The 19,293-nt window shown below is 69.6% G+C and carries 15 protein-coding genes and 1 tRNA gene; 12 read left to right on the top strand and 4 right to left on the bottom strand.

Features of this window, described 5'->3' with window-relative positions; genetic code table 11:
- Window positions 1–4: 4 nt before the first annotated feature.
- The 3 genes from DMP23_RS33445 to DMP23_RS33435 form a co-directional block, all read right to left on the bottom strand.
- Window positions 5–3,679 (bottom strand): FkbM family methyltransferase, encoded by a 3,675-nt coding sequence (locus DMP23_RS33445; RefSeq protein WP_337823470.1) that lies wholly within the window; start codon window positions 3,677–3,679, stop codon window positions 5–7.
- Window positions 3,672–4,850, bottom strand: coding sequence for a hypothetical protein (locus DMP23_RS33440; RefSeq protein ID WP_134727998.1), 1,179 nt, complete (start codon window positions 4,848–4,850; stop codon window positions 3,672–3,674). The genes DMP23_RS33445 and DMP23_RS33440 overlap by 8 nt, the downstream gene beginning before the upstream one ends.
- Window positions 4,851–4,984: 134 nt before the next feature.
- On the bottom strand, window positions 4,985–6,631 hold the full coding sequence (locus tag DMP23_RS33435; protein ID WP_337823469.1) for a hypothetical protein: 1,647 nt from the start codon (window positions 6,629–6,631) through the stop codon (window positions 4,985–4,987).
- A 143-nt stretch (window positions 6,632–6,774) separates the two neighbouring features.
- Here DMP23_RS33435 and DMP23_RS33430 point away from each other — a divergent pair, with 143 nt between their 5' ends.
- From DMP23_RS33430 to DMP23_RS33415, 4 genes are all read left to right on the top strand, one after another.
- Entirely contained in the window at window positions 6,775–7,266 is a 492-nt protein-coding gene (locus DMP23_RS33430) for a hypothetical protein (RefSeq protein ID WP_275291115.1), read from the top strand.
- Window positions 7,267–7,342: 76 nt separating this feature from the next.
- The gene (locus tag DMP23_RS33425) at window positions 7,343–7,963 is read left to right on the top strand and encodes a hypothetical protein (protein WP_037806945.1); all 621 of its coding nucleotides are present in this window, start codon (window positions 7,343–7,345) and stop codon (window positions 7,961–7,963) included.
- 222 nt (window positions 7,964–8,185) lie between these two features.
- Window positions 8,186–8,695, top strand: a complete 510-nt coding sequence (locus DMP23_RS33420; RefSeq protein WP_078870229.1) for a DUF2716 domain-containing protein — start codon at window positions 8,186–8,188, stop codon at window positions 8,693–8,695.
- A gap of 26 nt (window positions 8,696–8,721) precedes the next feature.
- Window positions 8,722–9,123 carry an Imm7 family immunity protein gene (locus tag DMP23_RS33415; protein ID WP_037806949.1) on the top strand — a complete coding sequence of 134 codons (402 nt, stop codon included), beginning with the start codon at window positions 8,722–8,724 and terminating at the stop codon, window positions 9,121–9,123.
- A 178-nt stretch (window positions 9,124–9,301) separates the two neighbouring features.
- Here the strand turns inward: DMP23_RS33415 and DMP23_RS33410 are convergent.
- Window positions 9,302–9,374, bottom strand: a tRNA-Gly gene (locus DMP23_RS33410).
- A gap of 210 nt (window positions 9,375–9,584) precedes the next feature.
- Here DMP23_RS33410 and DMP23_RS33405 point away from each other — a divergent pair.
- The 8 genes from DMP23_RS33405 to DMP23_RS33370 all read left to right on the top strand — a co-directional run bounded on the left by DMP23_RS33405 (window position 9,585) and on the right by DMP23_RS33370 (window position 19,254).
- A complete protein-coding gene (locus tag DMP23_RS33405) occupies window positions 9,585–11,249 on the top strand; it encodes a sigma-70 family RNA polymerase sigma factor (protein WP_337823468.1) in 1,665 nt (554 codons plus the stop codon).
- Window positions 11,250–11,318: 69 nt separating this feature from the next.
- On the top strand, window positions 11,319–11,759 hold the full coding sequence (locus tag DMP23_RS33400; RefSeq protein WP_009085725.1) for a DUF983 domain-containing protein: 441 nt from the start codon (window positions 11,319–11,321) through the stop codon (window positions 11,757–11,759).
- Window positions 11,760–11,797: 38 nt separating this feature from the next.
- Entirely contained in the window at window positions 11,798–12,658 is an 861-nt protein-coding gene (locus tag DMP23_RS33395) for a DNA-formamidopyrimidine glycosylase family protein (RefSeq protein ID WP_037806953.1), read from the top strand.
- Between the two features lie 1,131 nt (window positions 12,659–13,789).
- A complete protein-coding gene (locus DMP23_RS33390; protein WP_037806955.1) occupies window positions 13,790–15,094 on the top strand; it encodes a sensor histidine kinase in 1,305 nt (434 codons plus the stop codon).
- Between the two features lie 18 nt (window positions 15,095–15,112).
- Window positions 15,113–15,958, top strand: coding sequence for a S49 family peptidase (locus tag DMP23_RS33385; protein WP_134664525.1), 846 nt, complete (start codon window positions 15,113–15,115; stop codon window positions 15,956–15,958).
- An 85-nt stretch (window positions 15,959–16,043) separates the two neighbouring features.
- Complete coding sequence (locus tag DMP23_RS33380) at window positions 16,044–16,877, top strand: LytR/AlgR family response regulator transcription factor (RefSeq protein ID WP_037807605.1); 834 nt, start codon at window positions 16,044–16,046, stop codon at window positions 16,875–16,877.
- Window positions 16,878–16,883: 6 nt separating this feature from the next.
- Window positions 16,884–17,393 carry a hypothetical protein gene (locus tag DMP23_RS33375; protein ID WP_037806959.1) on the top strand — a complete coding sequence of 170 codons (510 nt, stop codon included), beginning with the start codon at window positions 16,884–16,886 and terminating at the stop codon, window positions 17,391–17,393.
- A 70-nt stretch (window positions 17,394–17,463) separates the two neighbouring features.
- Window positions 17,464–19,254: a sodium/solute symporter gene (locus DMP23_RS33370; protein ID WP_037806961.1), complete on the top strand. Its 1,791-nt coding sequence runs from the start codon at window positions 17,464–17,466 to the stop codon at window positions 19,252–19,254.
- The last annotated feature ends 39 nt before the right edge of the window (window positions 19,255–19,293 follow it).

The following is a 19,293-nucleotide window of genomic DNA, read 5'->3' as shown; positions in this document are numbered from 1 at the left end:
CAGGTCAGGGCGCCAGCCACAGCGTGACGAATTCCTTCTCGTCCGCTCGAGCGGTGGCGATGATCGCCGAATCTTCGAGCACCTGGTCGGACGGACCGTCGTCGGTGACCACCTTCAGCGTGTAGCCGAACGAGCGGTACCCGGCGAGCACGGCGGCCGGGTCGTCGCCCAGTTCGGCGATCGCGCCCGGGTCGAACTCGCACACCACGTGCGGCCGGTCGCGGCGCAGCACCTCGGCCAGCCCCGCCAGCGCACGGTGGTCGCGGCCCTGCAGATCGACCTTCACCAGGCTGATCCGCTGCTCGGTCACCTCGGGCACGGAATCCAGCCGCACCGCCGGGACCTCGACACCGGAACCGTCCACGGTGACCCGGTTGTCGCCGCTGTTGCCGGGGGTCGCCTGCGCCAGGTGCACGGTGCCGGGCTCGTCCCACGCGGCCGACTCGACCACGGTGACCAGCTCGCCCGCCGCCGCGGGCAGGTTGACCTCGACGTTGCGGCGCAGGTACGCGGCGTTGACCGGATCGGCCTCCACCGCGATCACCCTGGTCACTTCCGGAGTGGCCCGCAGCAGCCGCAGCGTGTGGTAGCCGACGTGCGCGCCGATGTCGAGGAACGCGCCGTCCGCCAGCGAAGCCATCAGCTCGGCCTCGCTGTCCTCCCAGGACCGGTGGAACAGGATCCACGGCAGCATGACCTCGTCGACCGGCATCAGCAGCGCGCCGACATCGCACTGGACGACGTCCGCCCCGCGCGGCACCGGAGCGTGCCGGAGCCGCGCCGCGTCCCGCATCGCGCTGACGTCGAGGGTCACCCGCTGGATGGCCTTCTCGTCGGCGTCGAGCCGTTCGTCGCGCCGCGCGAACATCTTGTGCACGGTTCCCGCGGCGGCTTCGACCTCCGCGCCGACGCCGTCGTAGCCCTCGGCGAGCTTCGCCACGTCCGCTTCGAGATTGCGCAGAGCCAGGTCCGTTTCCGGAGCCTGCCGACGCAACTCGTTGACCGTGCCGCGCAACGCTTCGAGCCGTTCGCCGAGCGTGCGCGTGGACAACGCCGCCCGCCGTGATTCGTCGATGTTGCGTTCCAGGCCTTCGATCCGGTCCAGCAACCGCCGGTTGCTGTCCTCGGTCGCCGCGAGCAGCGCACCCATCACCTGGCGCTGGTGCACGTCGTAGTGGTCGATCGCGCGCAACACGGCCTTGCGCAGCGCGGGCGCGAGCGGCAGTCGCGACGGCGCGCTCGCTTCCGGACGCCAGCGCAACGCCTCGGTCGCCTGCTGCAGCGGGCTGAGCGGGTGCTCCGGTGGCGGGGTCGCGGCGCGCTGCCGCTCCTGCCACGTCTCGTGCGCCTGCTCCAGCTCACGCCGCATCCACTCGGCCGCGGTCGCCATCGACCGTTCGCGCAGGACGACCTCCCGCGCGCGCCGGCCGCGAGCAGTCGCCTCGTCCGGATCGTCGGCGATCTGCACCATCGCGGCCGCGGCGGCGTTCAGATCGGGCTCCGCCCAGACCGCGTCGGCGTGGTACGGGTAGTTGCCCTCGCCGACCGGCACCAGCCGGTACGGGATCGGCCAGCCGGTGGACGCGTCGAGGAATTCCGTGGTGCTGGAGTAATCCGTCGAAATCACCGGCATCGCACGGGCCATCGCCTCGGCGACGGTGAGCCCGAAACCCTCGCTGCGGTGCAGCGAAACGTACGCGGTGCTGGTCTCGTACAGCTCGTGCAGTTCCGCGACGCTGAGGTAGCGCTCGACCAGTTCGATCCGGTCGTCGCCGCGGACCACCGCGCGCAGCCGTTCGGCGGCCTGCGGGTGCAGCTTCGCGTTGATCGCCTTGACGGTGAGCCGGACGTCCTCGCGCCCCGGGAACGCCCGCTGGAACGCTTCTACCGCGCCCCAAGGGTTTTTGCGCTCCGCGACGCTGTTGAAGTCGAACGCGAACAGGAACCGCACCGGCTCGCCCTTGTCGCGCGCGGGCGGCGACGGCTCGCCCGGATCGCGCACCGGCACCGGGATCGTCTTGACCGGGATCGTCGAATGCGCGGCGAACGCGCGGCGGCAGAAGTCGCTGACCGTCCAGACCTCGTCGAGCATCCCGAACGCTTCGTGCTGCCACTGCGGGAAGTCTTCGAGTTCCCACGCCCACAGCCCGATCCGGTAGCGCCCGGCGCCGACCTCGGGATGGTTGGTCAGGATCGTGCGCGTCTGGTCCGCGTTCACCGCGAACACGCTGACCGGGAACCGCGGATCGCCGACGGTCGCGGGCCGCTCGATGCCGGTGCGGTTCGAGACCGCCTTCTCCTCCAGCACCGTGGCCACCGGCACGCCGCCGGTTTCGATCGCCTCGAGCACGATCCGGCCCATCTCGCCGAGCCCGAGCTCCGCGGTCAGGTAGCCGAGCAGGTTCACGCCGAACTCGTCGTGCGGCGGACGGGTCGAGACCGGTTCGGACGGCAGCGCCCACTCCGGCAGCCCGGCCTCGGAGACGCCGGACCCGGCGCACCAGTGCCGGAAGCCGTCCGCGTCGTCGCCGTAGGGGTGCGGGAACGCCATCTGCAGGTCGATCCGCGACGCCCAGATCGCGTGCGTCAGCCGGTTCAGCCCGGCCGCGGCCTGGCCCTGGTCCTCCGGCGTGGCGAGCCATTCGCGCAGCGCGAGCCCGCCGTCCTCGGCGTACGCGTGCGGCGGCGCGGGCTTCTTCTTGCGCTCGGCCTTGATCCAGCCCTCGCGGAAAACGCGCCGCGCGAGCTTCGGCACCGGCGTGCCGTCCTGGAAGTCCTTGAAGCCGTACGGAATCGAGTCGAGCGACTCGGCGTACCCCGCTTCGCGCAGCTTCGTGCCGTACGAATCGCAGATCGCGCGAAGGTCGTCGTTGTGCGACAGCAGCACCCGCGGCTTGCGCGCGCAGTGGAAGCTGAGCAGCCACGGCTTCTCCGGCCGGTAGCCGCTGAAGTGGAAGAACCGCAGCTTCGCGCCGCCCGCGGTCAAGGCGCCGTCCTTGTCGCGGCCGATCGGCCGCTCGTGGAGGTTCCAGTACGCGACGTCGAATCCGGGGTCGGTGACGACGTGGTGCCGGAACAGCGACGGCACCTGGTCGACCCAGCGCTGGTCGGTGAACAGCTGCTGCTCGGGCGCGACGATCGCGTCGTGGCGCAGCCTGCCCGCCCAGAAGTCGAGGAACGGCCCGGCGCCGCGGCCGACGCCGATGAAGCCGAGGTTGAACATGCCGGTGCCCATGATCACCGCGTCGTCCGGCTCCATGCCGTCCTGCGGCAACGGGGTCAGGAAGTGCGGCGCGAGCACGATGTCGTGCGTTTTGGCGAGCTCGGCGACCTCGGGGATCGGCGCGAACAGCTCGATGTCCGGGTCGAGGTAGATCGCCGCCTCGGACTCTTTGAGCAGCTCGCGCAGCAGATACGGCTTGACCGACGTGGCGAGTTCGGTGACCGAGTACGCGGTCGCCATCCGCAGGTAGTCGTCCTCGTCGATGCCGAACGCGGCCGGGCCGACGACGGTGAGTCCGTCGCCGGCCCGGTCCGACTGATCGCGCGGGGCGTCGATGACCGCGATGACGAACCGGCCGCCCGGATGGTGCTCGAGGTAGGAGCGGGCCAGCACGCGCGCCGCGGGCACGTAGTTGCGGGCGACGATCGTGCAGGCGGTGGTCCCGGGCTCAGGCATCGGCGGTCAGCACCGTGAGCTGCTGGTTCAGCGCGGTGGTGAAATCGGTGGAGGTCTGGCTCTTGCCGGACACCTCGACGCGGACGACCACGTTCCCGTGCGCGTAGTGCCCGCGCGACTGGGCCGACTGGCCTTCCTTCGCGTCGATCGAGGTCGCGTACACGCCGTTCGGAGCGGTGGTGTCGCGCTTGGCCCCGTTCGTGACCTGGACCTCCATCAGCTTCTCGGCCGCGGTCTTCGCCGCGGTCGGGCTGCTGGCCTGGGCGAGGAACAGCGTGATCAGGTTGCCGTCTTCGAGGTGGTACACGACGAACTTGACCTTGGACACGCCCGCCGCCTGGTAGGCGCTCAGTTCCTGCGGGTTGAGGTACTTCAGCGTGTCGACCTGCGAGAACGACGTGATGTCGTCGTGCGTCTCGGCCTTGCCCGGCATGGTCGCGACGCCGAGCGGGTCCGGCGGCTTCGGGGCCGAAGACGGACCGGGCTGGTGCTGCGCGGTGGTCTGCTCGGTGCCGCCGCCTCCGCTGTCGCGGCCCCACAGCCAGTACGCGCCGAACGCGATGCCGGCCAGCACGATGACGGCGCCGACGATCGCGCCGATCTTCTTGCCGTTGCTCTTCTTCGGCTTGTCGCTGAAGTACTCCGGGCCCTGGCGGACCCATTCGGAGTCGCCACCGGACGGGCCGAGCGGCGGGAGATCGCCGCCGCCCCACGGCGGGGTCTGGTCGCTCTCGGCGGCGTTCCACGGCTGCTGCTGCGGGAAGCCCCCGGGCGGCGAGGACGGCGTGCCCTGCGGGAACCCGCCGGGCGGGGAGTAGTGCGCCTGCGGCTGGTGCTGCTGCGGCTGCACCACCTGGGTGCGCTCGGGACCGGCGTCCGCGGGCGGCTGCTGGGTCTGCCACGACTGGACGACCTGAGTGCGCTCGGCGCCGCCGTCGGCGGGCGGCTGCTGCGGAGCCTGCGGCTGCTGCTGCGGGACGCCTCCAGGCGGGCTGACCGGCGCGATCACCTGGGTCGAGTCCGCGCTCTGGTTCTGCGGCGGGGCGGGCTGGTCCTGCTGGCCGACGGCCGAGGACAGCACCTGATCACGCCGGATGCGATAGTCGTCCGCGGACAGTCGCCCTGACGCGAGCTCCTCGTCCAGCCGGCGCAGCTCCTCCTGCCAGGACACCAGGGCCCCCCTTATCTGTCGGCATGGCGACGGTCAATGCGTCGTCGCTACCCGATTGTGTGTGACGACGTGGACATTGTGCACGGGTCCGACCCCGCGTGACCTGGCGGGTGGCCTTGTGCGCCGGGGTGTGTTCAGCCGGCGGGCAGCGCGGCCGCGACCTTCGCGCGGATCTCTTCCATCCGCGAGCGCAGCACCGCCGGATCCTGGCCGACCGGGCCCGACACGCCGATGCCGACCGACACACCGCCCGAGGTGTACCAGAAGGCCATCACGCGTCCGGCCGGGCTGCTCCCGGTGTAGAGCAGATCGGTGGCCGCCGGGCCGAGCGGGCTGCTGTCGAACCCGCCGGTGACGAGGTTCTGCCGCAGCCCCTGGACGAGCTGACCGGCCTGCGCCTTGGACGGCGCCGGGACCGCGATGAGCGTCGTGCCGCCGTCGGTGCCTGCGTAGGCGTGGTAGACGAGCTGGTCCGCGCCCGCCGCGCGCATGAGGTTCGCGTCGGCGTCGGAAACGGCCTTGGCCTGGACCGCCTTGTCCAGCGCCATGGTCGAGTTCTCCGGGTTCGGCGTGCCCGGCAGCGTGGGCAGCTTGTCCTCGAGCGACGCCGGCTGGGTGTTCGGCGCGGACGACGCGGCGGGCGGCTGCGCGGCCGTGTCGTTCGAGTCGTTCTTGTTGCCGAGGAACCAGATGCCGCCGACGACCAGCGCAAGCACCACGAGCACGGCCAGCGACAGGAACAGCCACGTCGGCTTGCCGCGGCGAGGCTTGGCGTCGTCCTCCCAGAGCCGGCGCGGCTCCGGCTGGCCGTTCGCCGGGATCGCCCCGAAGACCGCGGTGGGCCGGTCGTCGGCGGGGCTCGGCGCGGTGGTCGGCCGGTCGGTGGAAAACGGGGTGCCCGGGGTGTGCGAGAAGGCGGGCTGCGGCTTTTCGGCCGACGGGACCGCAGCCCCGGAATTCAGGAACGATTCGACCGCGGGCGGTTCCGGCGCGGGCATCGCCGGGTTGGTGCTGGCCCAGCCGACGACCGGCTGTTGCTGCTGACCCGGTTGCTGCTGGCTCGGCTGTTGCTGCTGGCCGGGGGTGTGCCACTGCACGGGGGCGACGCCCGGCCAGGTTCCCGGCTGGGCGGGCAGCTGCGGCTGCGGCTGGTGCGGCGGAGGAGGTCCGGCTTGGCTCGGCGTGCTCGGCGGCGGCGTGACCGTGGTCTGCGGCTGGGCTGCCGGGCTCTGCGGCTGCGAGAAGAAGGGCGCTGCCCCGTCGGTCGTGGCTGCTGAGTTTGGCGCAGCCGCCGGGCTGGTGGTGGCTGCTGAGCTGGTCGTCGCAGCTGAGTTAGCGGTGGCCGCCGGGTTGGCGGCGGGCTGCTCGGGTGCCGAGGTGCCTCCGGGCGGGGTGCCCGGCGAGGTGGAGCCCAGCCGGAGCGTGCTCGTCGGGTCGTGCTCCGGCATGGTCGCCACGACCTGCGTAGTGCTCGCGCTGTTGTCGACGGAAGCACCCTGGGCCGGGGCGCTCGCGCTGCCGGTGGAGGTGCTCGGCTCCGCTGCCGCCTGGCTGTCCGATCCGGCGGGCGTCGCGGTGGCCTGGGCGGCCGGTGTGCTCCAGGCGGGTGACTCGCTCGCCGACGGCGCGTCCTGCCGCAACGGCGACGCCACGGGCGAAGCCGCCCCGCCGCCCGACGCCTCGGCGAGCAGTTCGTCGCGCTGGCGGCGGTGTTCGGCGTGTCCGAGGCGGCCGGCGGCCAACTCCGCGTCCAAGCGCCGGAGCTCTTCCTGCCAGCTCATCACGCAACCCCCTGTCACCGGTTCGGGCGACAGTGTTCCACGCGCTCTGGCTCCGTGGGGCTCAGGTGCACAAGATCAGCCCAGATCAGGCGTCCGCTTCGCGAGACCGCCAGGAAAACCGGCGGGTCCGTACGATCGGGAGCATGTCCTCCGCGCGCGGTGCGCTCGCCGCCCTTGCCGTGGATCGGCTCGCCGGTCTCGACATCACCGCTGCCGAACTCGTCGAGGCCGGGGCGCGGGCCGTCGGCGAGGGCCTCGAAGCGCCCTCCCTTCCCGAACTGGCCGCCCTCGACCACCGGAACCACCAAGCGGTTTCCGCCGCGTTCTCGCACGTGGTCGAGGAGCTGGGCATCGAACTCCCGGCCGACGCCACCGCGGCCCAATGGCAGCTGCTCGGCGAACACCTCGGCGAGATGGTGCGCGGCGACGTCCGGCTCGCCGTGGCCGCGAAGAGCGTCAAGGCCCTCGACGGACGGCTCGGCCATCCGGTCGCGCTCGCCGAGCTGCGGCAGTGGCTGGCGATGCTCGCGACCTGGATTCCGACCGATGTCACGCCGGTCAGCTACTGCGAGGACCAGGTTCTGCAGCAGGCGCGCGCGGTACTGGCGGGTCCGTGGCCGCCGGTCACCCGTTAAGCGGCAAAAACTGTCGTACATATGTTCTAAAATTGGCCGTGTACTGGGGAAACCATCCACCGGAAGGCGGCCGCCCATGACCAGTTCTCAGTCGGCATACGTCACGCTGCCCACGTTCGTCGGGTACAGCGCCAGCAAGGGCCCGTCGCGTTCGTCGTTCGTCCGCAGGCAGCGCCGGCTGTACGAGGACCCGGCCCGGGCGGCGTTCAACTACTACCGGCGCGCGGCGAACGCGGTGCGGGCCGGCCGGGCGGCGCGGCAGGACGAGGTGGCCATGCGCGCGCTGGTCAACAACGCCGACGAGCGCACGCGTCCGCATTACGCCGCCATCGCCGAGGGCTGGCTGCGTTACCTCGGCAGGCGCGATCCGAAGCTGATCGAAGTCGGGCGGGCGAGGTTCGCGCTCGGCGAGCTGGAGATCGGCATCAGCCCGCAGCTAGGGCTGCGGAAGTCGAACGGCCGCCGGTTCGCCACCTGGCTGTACTTCAAGGAGGAGCCGCTCACCCGGGACGCCGCGCAGCTCGCGTTGTGGCTGCTCACCGAGGGCATGCCGGATCTGCTGCCGGGCGGGGAGGCGCTGGTCGTGGACGTGCGCCGGGCGAAGGAGTTCACCTTGTCGGCGCGGGACCGGGAGCGGCTGCGGCCGTGGGCGTTCAGCGAGGCGTCGGCGTTCGTCACGCTGTGGCGCGCCGCATAACTGCTCCGTGCATGACCGGCACGGGTCTCGGGTAAGGAACCTGCGGACCGGGCGCTGTTTCCCGGTCCGCGGGCCACCCGGTCGAGTGACAGCTTGGCGCTCGGCTCCGGTGGACTGGACAATCCCGGTCCCGGACACGAAGCTTTCGGCAGTTTCGAGCCCGGCCGATGACTTCGAGGTCGACAAGTGAACGCTGCTGCAGCCTGGGAGCCGCTCTCGCGAGTGGCTGACGAACCCGCTTGGTATTGGGTGCACGACAAGCTCAGGTTCTGGCCGAGCACCTTCGCGCACGATTGGCCCGGCTTCCATGAGCCGAGCCCGTCGGCTGCCTGGGATCTCTCCACCGGCGAGTACGACCGCGCCTCGGCCGAGTTCCGCCTCGGCCCGTACGCGGTGGAAGAGCACGACGTGGCCCGCGCCGTGCTGGCCGCGCTTCAGGAGGTCACCGCCGAGGACGACTGGCTGTGGGTCCTGCATTGGCAGCATCAGTCGTTCAAGTTCTGGCCGCATCGCATGCAGCAGAACGCGCCGTGGCCGGTCTCGGTCTTCCCGCGCGGCGACTACCACCTGTTCCTCGCCGCCGATTTCAGCTACGGCACGCTCGGCCACCCGTGGGAGCGCACCCTGTGCGTCTTCGGCGAAAATTTGCTCCCCGCGGTCGAAAAGCACGCCGACGGCATCCTCACGAACCAGCTCCGCCGGGACGGCCAGCCCTCTGCGCTGACCCGCTGATCACCGCCGCTGCTACCGTCTCGCACGTGTTCGAATACCACGGCTGGGTGACCATCGCCGCCACCGCGACGGGCGACGACGACGCAGCTCTGCTGGAGCGCCTGGTGGAACGGGTCCACCGCTCGCTGAACAACACAACCATGCTGGACCTGGTAGACCTCCGCTGGAGCGAAGGCCTGCCCATGCTCCATCTGGGTGGTCTGGACAAACACGGCGGAGCCATCACCCCGCAACTGCTGGAAACGTTCGCCCGAGTAGGAGAACTGGCCCCAGGCTCCTACGGCCTCCTGCACATCTGGGACGACCAACACCCAGAACACGACAACGAGTTCCAGGTCTACCGAATGGCAAGAGGCCAACTAACGGAACAAAAAGACGAACACCTGTCCCCCATCGCCCCCACAGTCCTAGACACCTACGAGCTGTAAGAGGACAGGACCAGGAAGGTCGCGACGCACCTTCTCCACTTGCTCCGCAAGCTACAAAGCCGCCCACGCACGCAACCGCAGCCGAAGGCACCGTGGGGGTCCGGGGGCTCGGGCCCCCGGGTGAAACGGCGAAGGCCCTGTATCCACGCTTTTTGTGGATACAGGGCCTTCGGGACTGAGCGGATGACGGGATTCGAACCCGCGACCCTCACCTTGGCAAGGTGATGCGCTACCAGCTGCGCTACATCCGCGTTAACCGCTTGGTGCTCGGTGTTGAAGACACTCTATACCGTCGCCTCGGTGACACTTTCGGGGGCCCCGTTATTGGCGTGGACCTGCTGAGATGTGGTGCTTGCGCGTCACGTCGAGCGCACAAGGGGTGACGACGGGCGCTCTGCTCCGTATGGTGTCCCCAATCGACTTCAGTGGTGAGTCCTTCGGGGGAGGAGGTGCCTTGCCGGATGACCGAGCTGGGCACGGCGCCGCCACCAGCGGCCTCGGAATCCGACGAGCAGGCACTTTTGAAGCGGCTGCGCGACGGCGAGGATGCCGCGTTCGGGGAGTTGTTCGAGCTGCATGCCGCGGCCGTGCGCAGATTGGCGCAGAGTCTGGCGGCGGATCGTTCCGAAGCTGAAGACATCACCGCGGAGACCTTCTTCCGCGTGCTGCAGGCGTTGCGCCGCGGCGCGGGTCCGCGGGATTACATCCGGGCTTATTTGCTGACGGTCGCGCGCCGCGTGTCGTGGGAGTGGCATGGCGCTCGGCGCGATGTCCCGGTGACTGACGACGAGTTGACGTTCCGGGCGGGCGCCGGGGTGGACACGCCCGCACGGACGGCTGAGCACACGTTGATCACGACGGCGTTCACGAGTTTGCCGGAGCGGTGGCGGACGGTGCTGTGGCAGACCGAGGTCGAGGGCGAGCAGCCGGCGATGGTGGCTCCGCATTTCGGGTTGTCGGCGAACGCGACGGCGGCGTTGGCGCGGCGGGCGCGGCAGGGGTTGCGGGCGGCGTATCTGCAGGCGCATTTGTCGGTGAACCGGGGTCCGGAGACGTGCCGCGCGGTGGTGGAGAAGCTGGGCGGGTTCACCGCGGGCAGTGTCACCGGCGCGGAGGCGGAGCGGATCAAGGCGCATTTGCTGGGGTGCCCGTCGTGCCGGGCGACGCAGGACGAGCTGCGGGATGTGTGTTCGTCGTTGCGGGCGCATGCCGGGGTGCTGGTGCTCGCGGTTCCGGCGCTGGCCGGGGTCGGCAAGGCCGCTGGCGCGGTCGCGACGGTGAAGAGCGTGGTGTTCGGCTCGAAGGTGAAGGTGGGGCTGGCGCTGGCGTCGACCGCGGCGGCGGGTGCGGTGAGTTTGACCGCTGGTCCGCTGGTGTTCGGGTCGCATCCGGTGCAGGACGTCGGGTTGGGCGGGGGCGCGCCGGAGCTGGCGTTGCAGCCGCCTCCGCCGCCGGCGCAGCAGGGTCCGCGGGTCATCTCCGGGCAGCTGAACGGCAGCGCGCGGCCCGCGCACGTGGGGGTTCATCCGGGGGTTTCGCAGCATTTGGGTGTGGCCGAGGTGCCGCATTTGCCGCCGGTGCATCAGGCGGCGTCCGGGGAGCAGTCCTCGTCGGCGTCGGATTCGGCCGGGCCGGCTGGGTCGACTGGTTCGACGCCGCGGGATGATCTTCCGAGCCAGGACGGCAGTCGTACGGAGTCGCCGATGACGAGCCGGTCGTCGAGCACGGAGTCGCGGTCGGATCTGGACACGTCCACGAACTCGTCGAGCCCGGGCGTGCTGAGCACGACTACGGACGACACGAGTCCTTCGTCGTACGCTCCGCCGCCCTCGTCGTACGTGCCTTCGCCGGATTCGTACGTGCCGCCGTCGGTCACGACCACGCCGACCGGGTCGCGGCACGACGCGTCGGCTGCTCCGCGGTCTTCCAGCTCGACTGAGTCGTCCGACTGCCCGAAGTCTTCCAAGCCGGTTGAGTCGACCAAGTCTTCGAAGTCCGCCGAGTCTTCGAAGTCGGCCAAGACGGACTCCACGTCCGGGAACGACGTCACCGGTTCGGCCGATTCCTCAGCGGACGCAAGCTCCCGAACAGCCAAAACCCGGCAAACCGCCAGTAACTCTCAGTGAGCGCCTCGCGCTGGACGGCACGGTCACGGTAACGTTGAGCGAGTTCGACGTCGCCCGGGAGGCAACAGGATGAACCGGCTGGTGCGCGGCGAAGACGGTCGCCATTGGGTGGTCCGTGCCCAGATGGAGTGGCGGGCTCCCGCCACCGCTGACGATTTCGAACACGACGTCGCGGGCAGTTACGGACCTGGCATCGCGATGATCGTGGTCATGGGGTTCCTGGTGATCGCGCTGGTGGTCTGGACCCCGGATGTCGTGAAGGTGCCCGCGTGGGTGCTGCTGGCGTTGCTGCTGGTGGTGTTGTTCTTCCCGCTGCGGTGGATCCTGCGCCGCCCGTGGACGGTGGTCGCCGAGACCGAGGGCGACGTCGCGGGCGACCGGCCGTCGGAGCGCTGGGTCGGCACGATCCGCGGCATGTTCACCGTGTCCGGCGAGGTGAAGCGGATCTCGAAGACGATCCAGAGGCATTCGCTGCCGGACTTCGACGGTCCGCTGCACCCGGTCGAATAGACCTGGCCGGAACCGGGCCGGCGCGCGAGACTGGTGCCATGCCCGAGTTGCCCGAGGTCGAAGCACTGGCCCACCACCTGCGCGAACACGCCGTGGGAAGCACCGTTTTCCGGCTCGACGTCGCGTCGCTGAGCGTGCTGAAGACCGCGGTGCCGCCGTACACCGAGCTGCACGGCCGCGAAATCACCGACGCGACTCGGCACGGCAAGCATCTGGATGTCGTCCTGGGCGATTTGCACCTGGTGGTGCACCTGGCGCGCGCTGGCTGGCTGCGCTGGTCGGACGGGCTGTCCCCGGCTCCGTTGAAGCCGGGCAAGGGGCCGATCTCGCTGCGGGTGCATCTGGAGTCGGCTTCCGGTCCTGGCTTCGATCTCACCGAGGCGGGGACGAAGAAGGGCCTGGCGGTGTGGATCGTCGCGGACCCGTCCGAGGTGGCGAGCGTGGCCCGGCTGGGGCCGGACGCGCTGGCGATTGACGCTTCGCAGTTGCGGGAGTTGTTCCAAGGGAAGGGGACTCGGCTGAAGTGGGCGTTGACTGATCAGTCGTTGATCGCGGGGATCGGGAACGCTTATTCGGACGAGATCATGCATCGGGCGAAGTTGTCGCCTTATGCGACTGTGGGGAAGCTGGACGAGGGCGCGTTGGAGGTCCTGGCCGAGGCGATCCGCGAGGTGGAGACGGACGCTGTGTCGCGGTCGGTGGGGCAGAAGGCCGCGCGGTTGAAGGGGGAGAAGCGGTCTGGGCTGCGGGTGCATGCTCGGACTGGGCTTCCTTGCCCGGTTTGCGGGGATACTGTGCGGGAGATTTCGTTTGCGGATAAGTCGTTTCAGTATTGCGCGACTTGTCAGACTGGCGGGAAGCCGTTGGCTGATCGGCGGATGTCTCGGTTGTTGAAGTAGTTCTGCGTCTGTTTTGGGCGGCTCGTCGCCTGGCGGCGACATTGCGCACGGGGGTTGCGTGGGGCACCCCGAAGCTTGATTGTGATGACGGTCTGGGGGTGCTTGTCAAGGCGGGAAAGATGCCTTGACAAGCACCCCCAGACCGCATTTGGGCTTCGTATCGGGGTGCGGGGGTGGTGTGGGTGCACCGATCGTTGGGTGCATCGGCTGCGGTTGGTTCTCTGAATGCTTCGACGTCCGCATCGCGGGGCGTGGCCACGGAGAGACTTCGCGGCGGGTGGTGGGGCACCTGGTCTCGCGAGTGAAGGGCTACTCCGGAGGGATTCTCGGCGTGATTCGCGCCAAGACCATCGCGGTGTCGTGAGGTCTCAGAGGGTTGTGCGGGAGCTGCGCAGGTTGCGAGGGGCGTAGCGCGGGTGTCGTGAGGGGCCCCTTCAGGGAATCAGATTCCGTGAGGGTTCCCCTCACGACACTTGGCCGCACGCTCCGCGTGCGAGAAGCCGCTGGCGAGGCGGCCAGCACTCGGCATCGCCGGGAGGGCCGCCTCCGGGCCCGAATTGCCGGGAGGGCTGTCCGCGGTCGCCAGGAGAGCTGCCCCGGGTCCGAATTGCCGAGAGTGCCGCCCGCGGTTGCCGGGAGAGCGGCCCCGGGGTTCGAATCGCCGGGGGGGGGTGCCAGGCGAGCAGCCGGGGGTCCGAATTGCTAGGAGGTCCGCCCGCGGTTGCCAGGACAGCCGCCCCGGGGCTCGAATTGCCGCGAAGGCCGCCCCCAGTTGCCAGGACAACCGGCCCCCAGGCCCGAATTGCCAGGAGGGCAGCGCCGAGCCATTGCCAGGTGGGCAGCGCCGAGCCCAAATTGCCGGAAGGGCCGCCCCGCGAATCCATCCCGAAACCACCCAAGAACCCTCATCCGCACTAGCAAGCAATGAAGGGTCCCTTCACCCCTAACCATCCGTAGTCATGAAGGGTCCCTTCACCCCACCCATTGGCGACCCACAGCCACCGCCACCACTCGAATGGCGCAAGATCCTCACGCTCACCGGGAGTGACGGTAGGGTTTGCCCACTCTCGGCGTCGCTACTGGACAGAAAGTGGGGAGCAGACCTTGCACCCGGTCGGTCGAGCGCAGAGCATGGACGTCGTGTCCGACTTCCCCTATGCGCTGGTCGTCCCGTGGGTTCTGGTCGGCATCCTGGTGATCGTGGTGCTGGTCCTCGCCTTCCGGGCGCGCCGGCCCAAGGGGGTCATCCAGGACGCCGTTCTCCAGGCCGTTCACCGGATGTCCAAGGCCACGCCCAACTTGCGGGCGGGGCTCGACGAGGAGGCCGCCAACCGGATGACGGCGGAGCTGCTCGAGGTGCTCGACTGTCTCGCCGTCGGCATCACCGACAGTGAAGGCACGCTGCTGTCCTGGGCGGGCGAGGCCACCGATCATTACCTGGACGTCGTCGAGGACATCGGGACCGCGTTGCGCAAGCACCGGCGGGCCGTCGCTGATCACAACAAGATGCCTTGCAATCACCGGGGCACTTGCAAGATGAAGACCGCCGCGATCGTTCCCATTCTTGTTGAGGGCGAGGCCGAGGCGACGCTGATCGTCGTCGGGCGCACGCGCGGCAAGCTGGTGCAGATGGCTGAGGCGGTGGGTCAGTTCGTCTGCACGCAGTTCGAGCTCGCGCGGCTCGAAGAATCGCGCAATCAGCTGCAGCAGGCGGAAATCAAAGCACTGCGCGCGCAGATCTCGCCGCACTTCGTCTACAACGCGCTCAACACCATCTCCGCGCTCATCCGCACCGATCCGGAGGAAGCGCGCGAACTCCTCCAAGACTTCGCGGACTTCACGCGCTACTCGTTCCGCACGTCCGGCATGTACACCACGCTCGCCGAGGAACTGCGCAACATCGACCGCTACCTGACCATCGAGAACGCGAGGTTCGGCGGCCGGCTCGAGGTGCGGATGAAGATCGCGCCCGAGGTGCTCAGCGTCGTCGTGCCGTTCCTGATCATTCAGCCGCTCGTCGAGAACGCCGTCAAACACGGTCTGGCCAGCAAGCCGAGCGGCGGGTGCGTCACGGTGATCGCGCGGGACGACGGGCACGAAGCGCTGATCACGGTCGAGGACGACGGCATCGGCATGGATCCGCGGCAGCTCACCGATCTGCGCAACGCACACCGCACCGGCGCGCACGTCGGGCTCGGCAACATCAACCAGCGCATGCGGCAGGTGTTCGGCGAGGATTACGCGCTCACCGTCGAAACCGCGCCGGGGGCGGGGATGAAGGTCGCGTTGCGGGTGCCGAAGTTCAAGCTCGGCGTGCGGCCGAACATGCCGGACTACTCCGCTGACGTGCCGCAGCAGCCGATGGCTCCGGTCGAGCCGGAACCGGAACCCGACGGAGTGCACGGCTCGCGTTCGGGAATGCTGCCCGCGCACTGAACTGGTTAGCCTGGGCAGATGAGCGTGACCGACAAGCTGACTTCCCGCCTTCCCGTGCTCGGCGACCGGGGCGACCGCAAGGACGTGGTCGCCGTCGTGAAGCTGCACGGGGTGATCACGCCGTCGCCGTCGCCGCTGGCTCGCGGTGCGATCAACCTCGGTGCCGTCGAATCCGCGCTCACCAGGGCGTTCGCGCACGACCGGCTCAAGGCCGTCGCATTGCAGATCAACTCGCCCGGCGGCGCGCCGACGCAGTCCGGGCTGGTCGCGGAGCGGATCCGGCAGCTGGCCGACGAGAAAGGCGTGCCCGTCCTCGCCTTCGCCGAGGACATCGCCGCTTCCGGCGGGTACTGGCTGGCCTGCGCGGCCGATGAGATCTACGCGCACCGGACGTCCATGGTCGGCTCGATCGGCGTCATCAGCGGCGGCTTCGGGTTCACCGGGCTGCTCGAACGCTTCGGCATCGAGCGCAGGCTGCACACCGCGGGCGCGAACAAATCGCGGCTCGACCCGTTCAGCCCGGAGAAGCCCGAGGACGTCGAGTGGCTGAAAAACATGCACAGCCAGCTGCACGAACTGTTCGTCGAATGGGTCAAGGAACGGCGCGGCGACCGGCTGACCGATTCCACCGATCTGTTCACCGGGGACGTCTGGCTCGGGCAAAAAGCCGTCGACCTCGGGCTCGTCGACGGGCTCGGTTCGCTGCGCGAGATCGTCCGCAAGCGGTACCCGGACGCCGAGATTTCCGTGGCGGAGCCGAAGAAACCGCTGCTCGCCCGGCTCGGGATCGGGGCGCCCGCGGCGGCGAGCGCGCTGCTGGACGCGGTGACCACGAAGGCGGCCTGGTCGCGTTTCGGACTCTGACCGGAGGTGAGCGGCGACTCCGGTACGCCACTTACAAGCGGTACTCTCGGCTGGGGTCTGGACAATGCACCTCGCAATCGGCAGGATGCGTCTCACTGTGAGTGCTCACGACGACACCCGGAAACTCATCGTCCTTGCCGTGGACGACGAGCTGGCCGGGCTGGACGAACTCAGCCACGGACTCCAGAACAACCCGCACATCCACCGCGTTTTCCAGGCCTCGGACGCCTCCGACGCGCTGCGGCTGTTCTCGCACGACGACCCGGAACTGGCTGCCCGGCGGGCAAGCGGCCTGCCGACGGTCGACGCCGTGTTCGCCGACATCGACATGCCCGGCCTGTCCGGCATGGAGATGTCGCGCGTGATCGCGGCGATGAACCCGTCGCCGGTACTGGTGTTCGTCACCGGGCACGCCGAGGAAGCGGTGAACGCGTTCGACCTCGGCGCGGTCGACTACGTCCTGAAGCCGTTCCAGCAGGACCGGCTCGACCGGTCGGTCGCGCGCGTGCGCGAGAAGCTGGCCACGGTCGCGGGCCCGCCCGCCGGCCAGGGCGGGGCCGAGCCGGTGAAGACCGACGACGAGGTCATCCCGGTCGAACTGGCGGGCACCACGAAGCTGATCCCGCGCTCGTCGGTCCGCTGGGTGGAAGCGCAGGGCGACTACGCGCGGCTGTTCACCACCGAGGGCAGCCACCTCGTCCGGATCCCGCTCGCCCAGCTGGAAGAACGCTGGGAGAAGGCCGGATTCGTGCGGATCCACCGGTCGTTCCTGGTCGCGCTGCCGCTGATCACCGAAATGCGGATGGGCCAGGGCGGCTACCAGGTCGTGATCGGCAACGAGGAGAAAGTGCTGCCGGTCAGCCGCAGGCACACCCGGGCGCTGAAGGACCGCATCGTCGGTTCCGGCCGGGGCGGCTAGCCGTCGATGTCCTCGCCCGAAGACCCCTACCACCGGCTCGAGAACGGAGTCCGCAAACCGGACCCGACGCTGGGCGTGCGGCCGGAGGACCGCGCGGTGGTCGAACCGGTGCCGCCCGCTCCCGAACCGGTCCCGCGCTCCAGCGAACCCGCGCACGTGCGGCCGAAACGGGAACGCGTGGTGCTCGCCGATTCGCGGCAGTCGTCGGCGCGGATGCGCGGGCGGGTCGAGCTGGAAGAACAGACCAGCTGGGGAAAACTGCTGGTCCGCGACCTGGTGAAGGTCCAGTTGCGCACGTCGGTGTGGCTGGCGGTGCTCGTGCTGGTCGTGCTCGGGATGCTGCCCGCGCTGTTCTATTTCCTCCCCGCGGTCGCGCGGTTCACCGTGATCGGCATCCCGATCCCGTGGCTCGTGCTCGGCCTGCTTCCGTTCCCGTTCCTTTTCGCCGTCGGCCTCTGGTACAACCGGCTCGCCGAGCGGCACGAACGCGACTTCGTCGACATGATCGAGAACTGACCCGCGCGGGGGATGCGTTCGCTGGTGGCGGCGCGTCCCGGAAGCGTGTGGTCGTGCGAGGATTCACGCCGTGCAGCTGACCCCGTGGACGTTGACCGGCCTCGCGCTGGTCGCCTTCGCGACTTACTACCTTGGCTTCCGTTCGTCGCGCGGGGCCACCAGCACGCACGACTTCCTCGTCGCCCGCCGAACCGTGCGCTCCAGCCGCAACGCGGCGGCGATTTCCGGCGAATACCTGTCCGCGGCGTCGTTCCTCGGTGTCGCGGGCATGGTGCTCAAACAGGGCGCCGACGCGACCTGGTACCCGATCGGCTTCACCGCCGGGTATCTCGCGCTGATGCTGTTCGTCGCCGCGCCGCTGCGCCGATCCGGTGCGTACACGCTGCCGGACTTCGTGGAGGCCCGGCTCGGTTCGCGAGGCCTGCGCCGCTTCGCGACCGCGGGCGCGGTGTTCATCGGGATTCTGTACATGGTCCCGCAGCTGCAGGCCGCCGGTTTGACGCTCGCGCAGATCGTTCCGGTGCCGGCGTGGGCGGGTGCGCTGCTCGTCATCGTCCTGGTCGCGGTCAACGTGATCTCCGGCGGGATGCGCGCGATCACCGTGGTCCAGGCGTTCCAGTACTGGCTGAAGCTGTTCGCGATCGCCGTGCCGACTTTCGTGCTGTGCATGGTTTTCTTCGCCGGCGGCGGCCCGGGCGGCGTGCGTGCGCTCGGTGCGCCCGCGCCGCCGGTGTTCCCGTCGGACACCAAGGTGACGGTGCAGACCGACGTCACCGTGAAGGTCACCACCGAGACGTTCTTCTACGCACACGGCCACATCGACGACGGTCCCGCGGGCGGCATGGCGCGCTGGTCGCCGCTCGTGCCGCACAAGGTGTCCGCGGGGACGACGCTGGAATTCGCCGCGGGCACGCCGGTGCCGGTCGTGAGCGACGCGCCCACGTCGAACGACGCGTGGCTGCATCCGGCGTCGAACGGCATCACCGACCTGCTGCAGACGTACTCGCTGATTTTCGCGCTGTTCCTCGGCACCATGGGCCTGCCGCACGTGCTGGTCCGCTTCTACACCAACCCCGACGGCAAGGCCGCGCGCCGCACCACCGTGCACGTCCTGCTGCTGCTCGGGCTGTTCTACCTGTTCCCGACGATGCTGGGCGCGCTCTCCCGGATGTACGTGCCGCAACTGCTGCTCACCGGCAACACCGACGCGGCCGTGCTGTTGCTGCCGACCGCGGTGCTGCCGGGCTGGCCAGGGCAGATCCTCGCCGCGGTGACGGCAGCGGGTGCGTTCGCGGCGTTCCTCTCGAGCTGCTCGGGCCTGCTGGTGAGCGTGGCCGGGGTGGTGTCGACGGACCTGCTGCCGGGCCGGGTCAAGGACTTCCGGGTCGCGGCGTTGCTGGTCGCGATCTGCCCGATGGCGCTCACGCTGATCTTCCGCACCGAGGACATCTCGCTCTCGATCGGCATGACGTTCGCACTCGCCGCGTCCACGTTCAGCCCGCTGCTGCTGCTCGGCATCTGGTGGCGCAAGCTCAGCTGGCCGGGCGCGCTGGCGGGAATGGTCGTCGGCGGCGGGATGGTGCTCGGCGCGCTGGCGTACAACATCGTGTGCGAGTACACCGGGGACAAGATGCCGTGGTTCACCATTCAGCCCGCGCTGATCTCGGTGCCCTCGGCGTTCCTGGCGACCTACGTGGTGAGCCGGCTGACCAGGTCCGGCCGCCCGGAACTGGTGAACGACATCATGCTGCGCCTGCACGCCCCCGACCCGCTCGGCCTGATGCGCGACCGCGCGGTCGCCCGGTTCGGCCAGGCCGACGAGAAACTGCGGGCCGGCCGGGGACGCCACCGCAAGGCTTAGCGGTTAGCGTTCCTCACACGCGTACAACGTCCTGACATG

The organism is Amycolatopsis sp. A1MSW2902, assembly GCF_017312175.1.
In the GTDB taxonomy this organism is placed as follows: domain Bacteria; phylum Actinomycetota; class Actinomycetes; order Mycobacteriales; family Pseudonocardiaceae; genus Amycolatopsis; species Amycolatopsis nivea.
The sequence above is the reverse complement of the archived record's forward strand: the minus strand, read 5'-3'. Positions and strand labels throughout refer to the sequence as shown.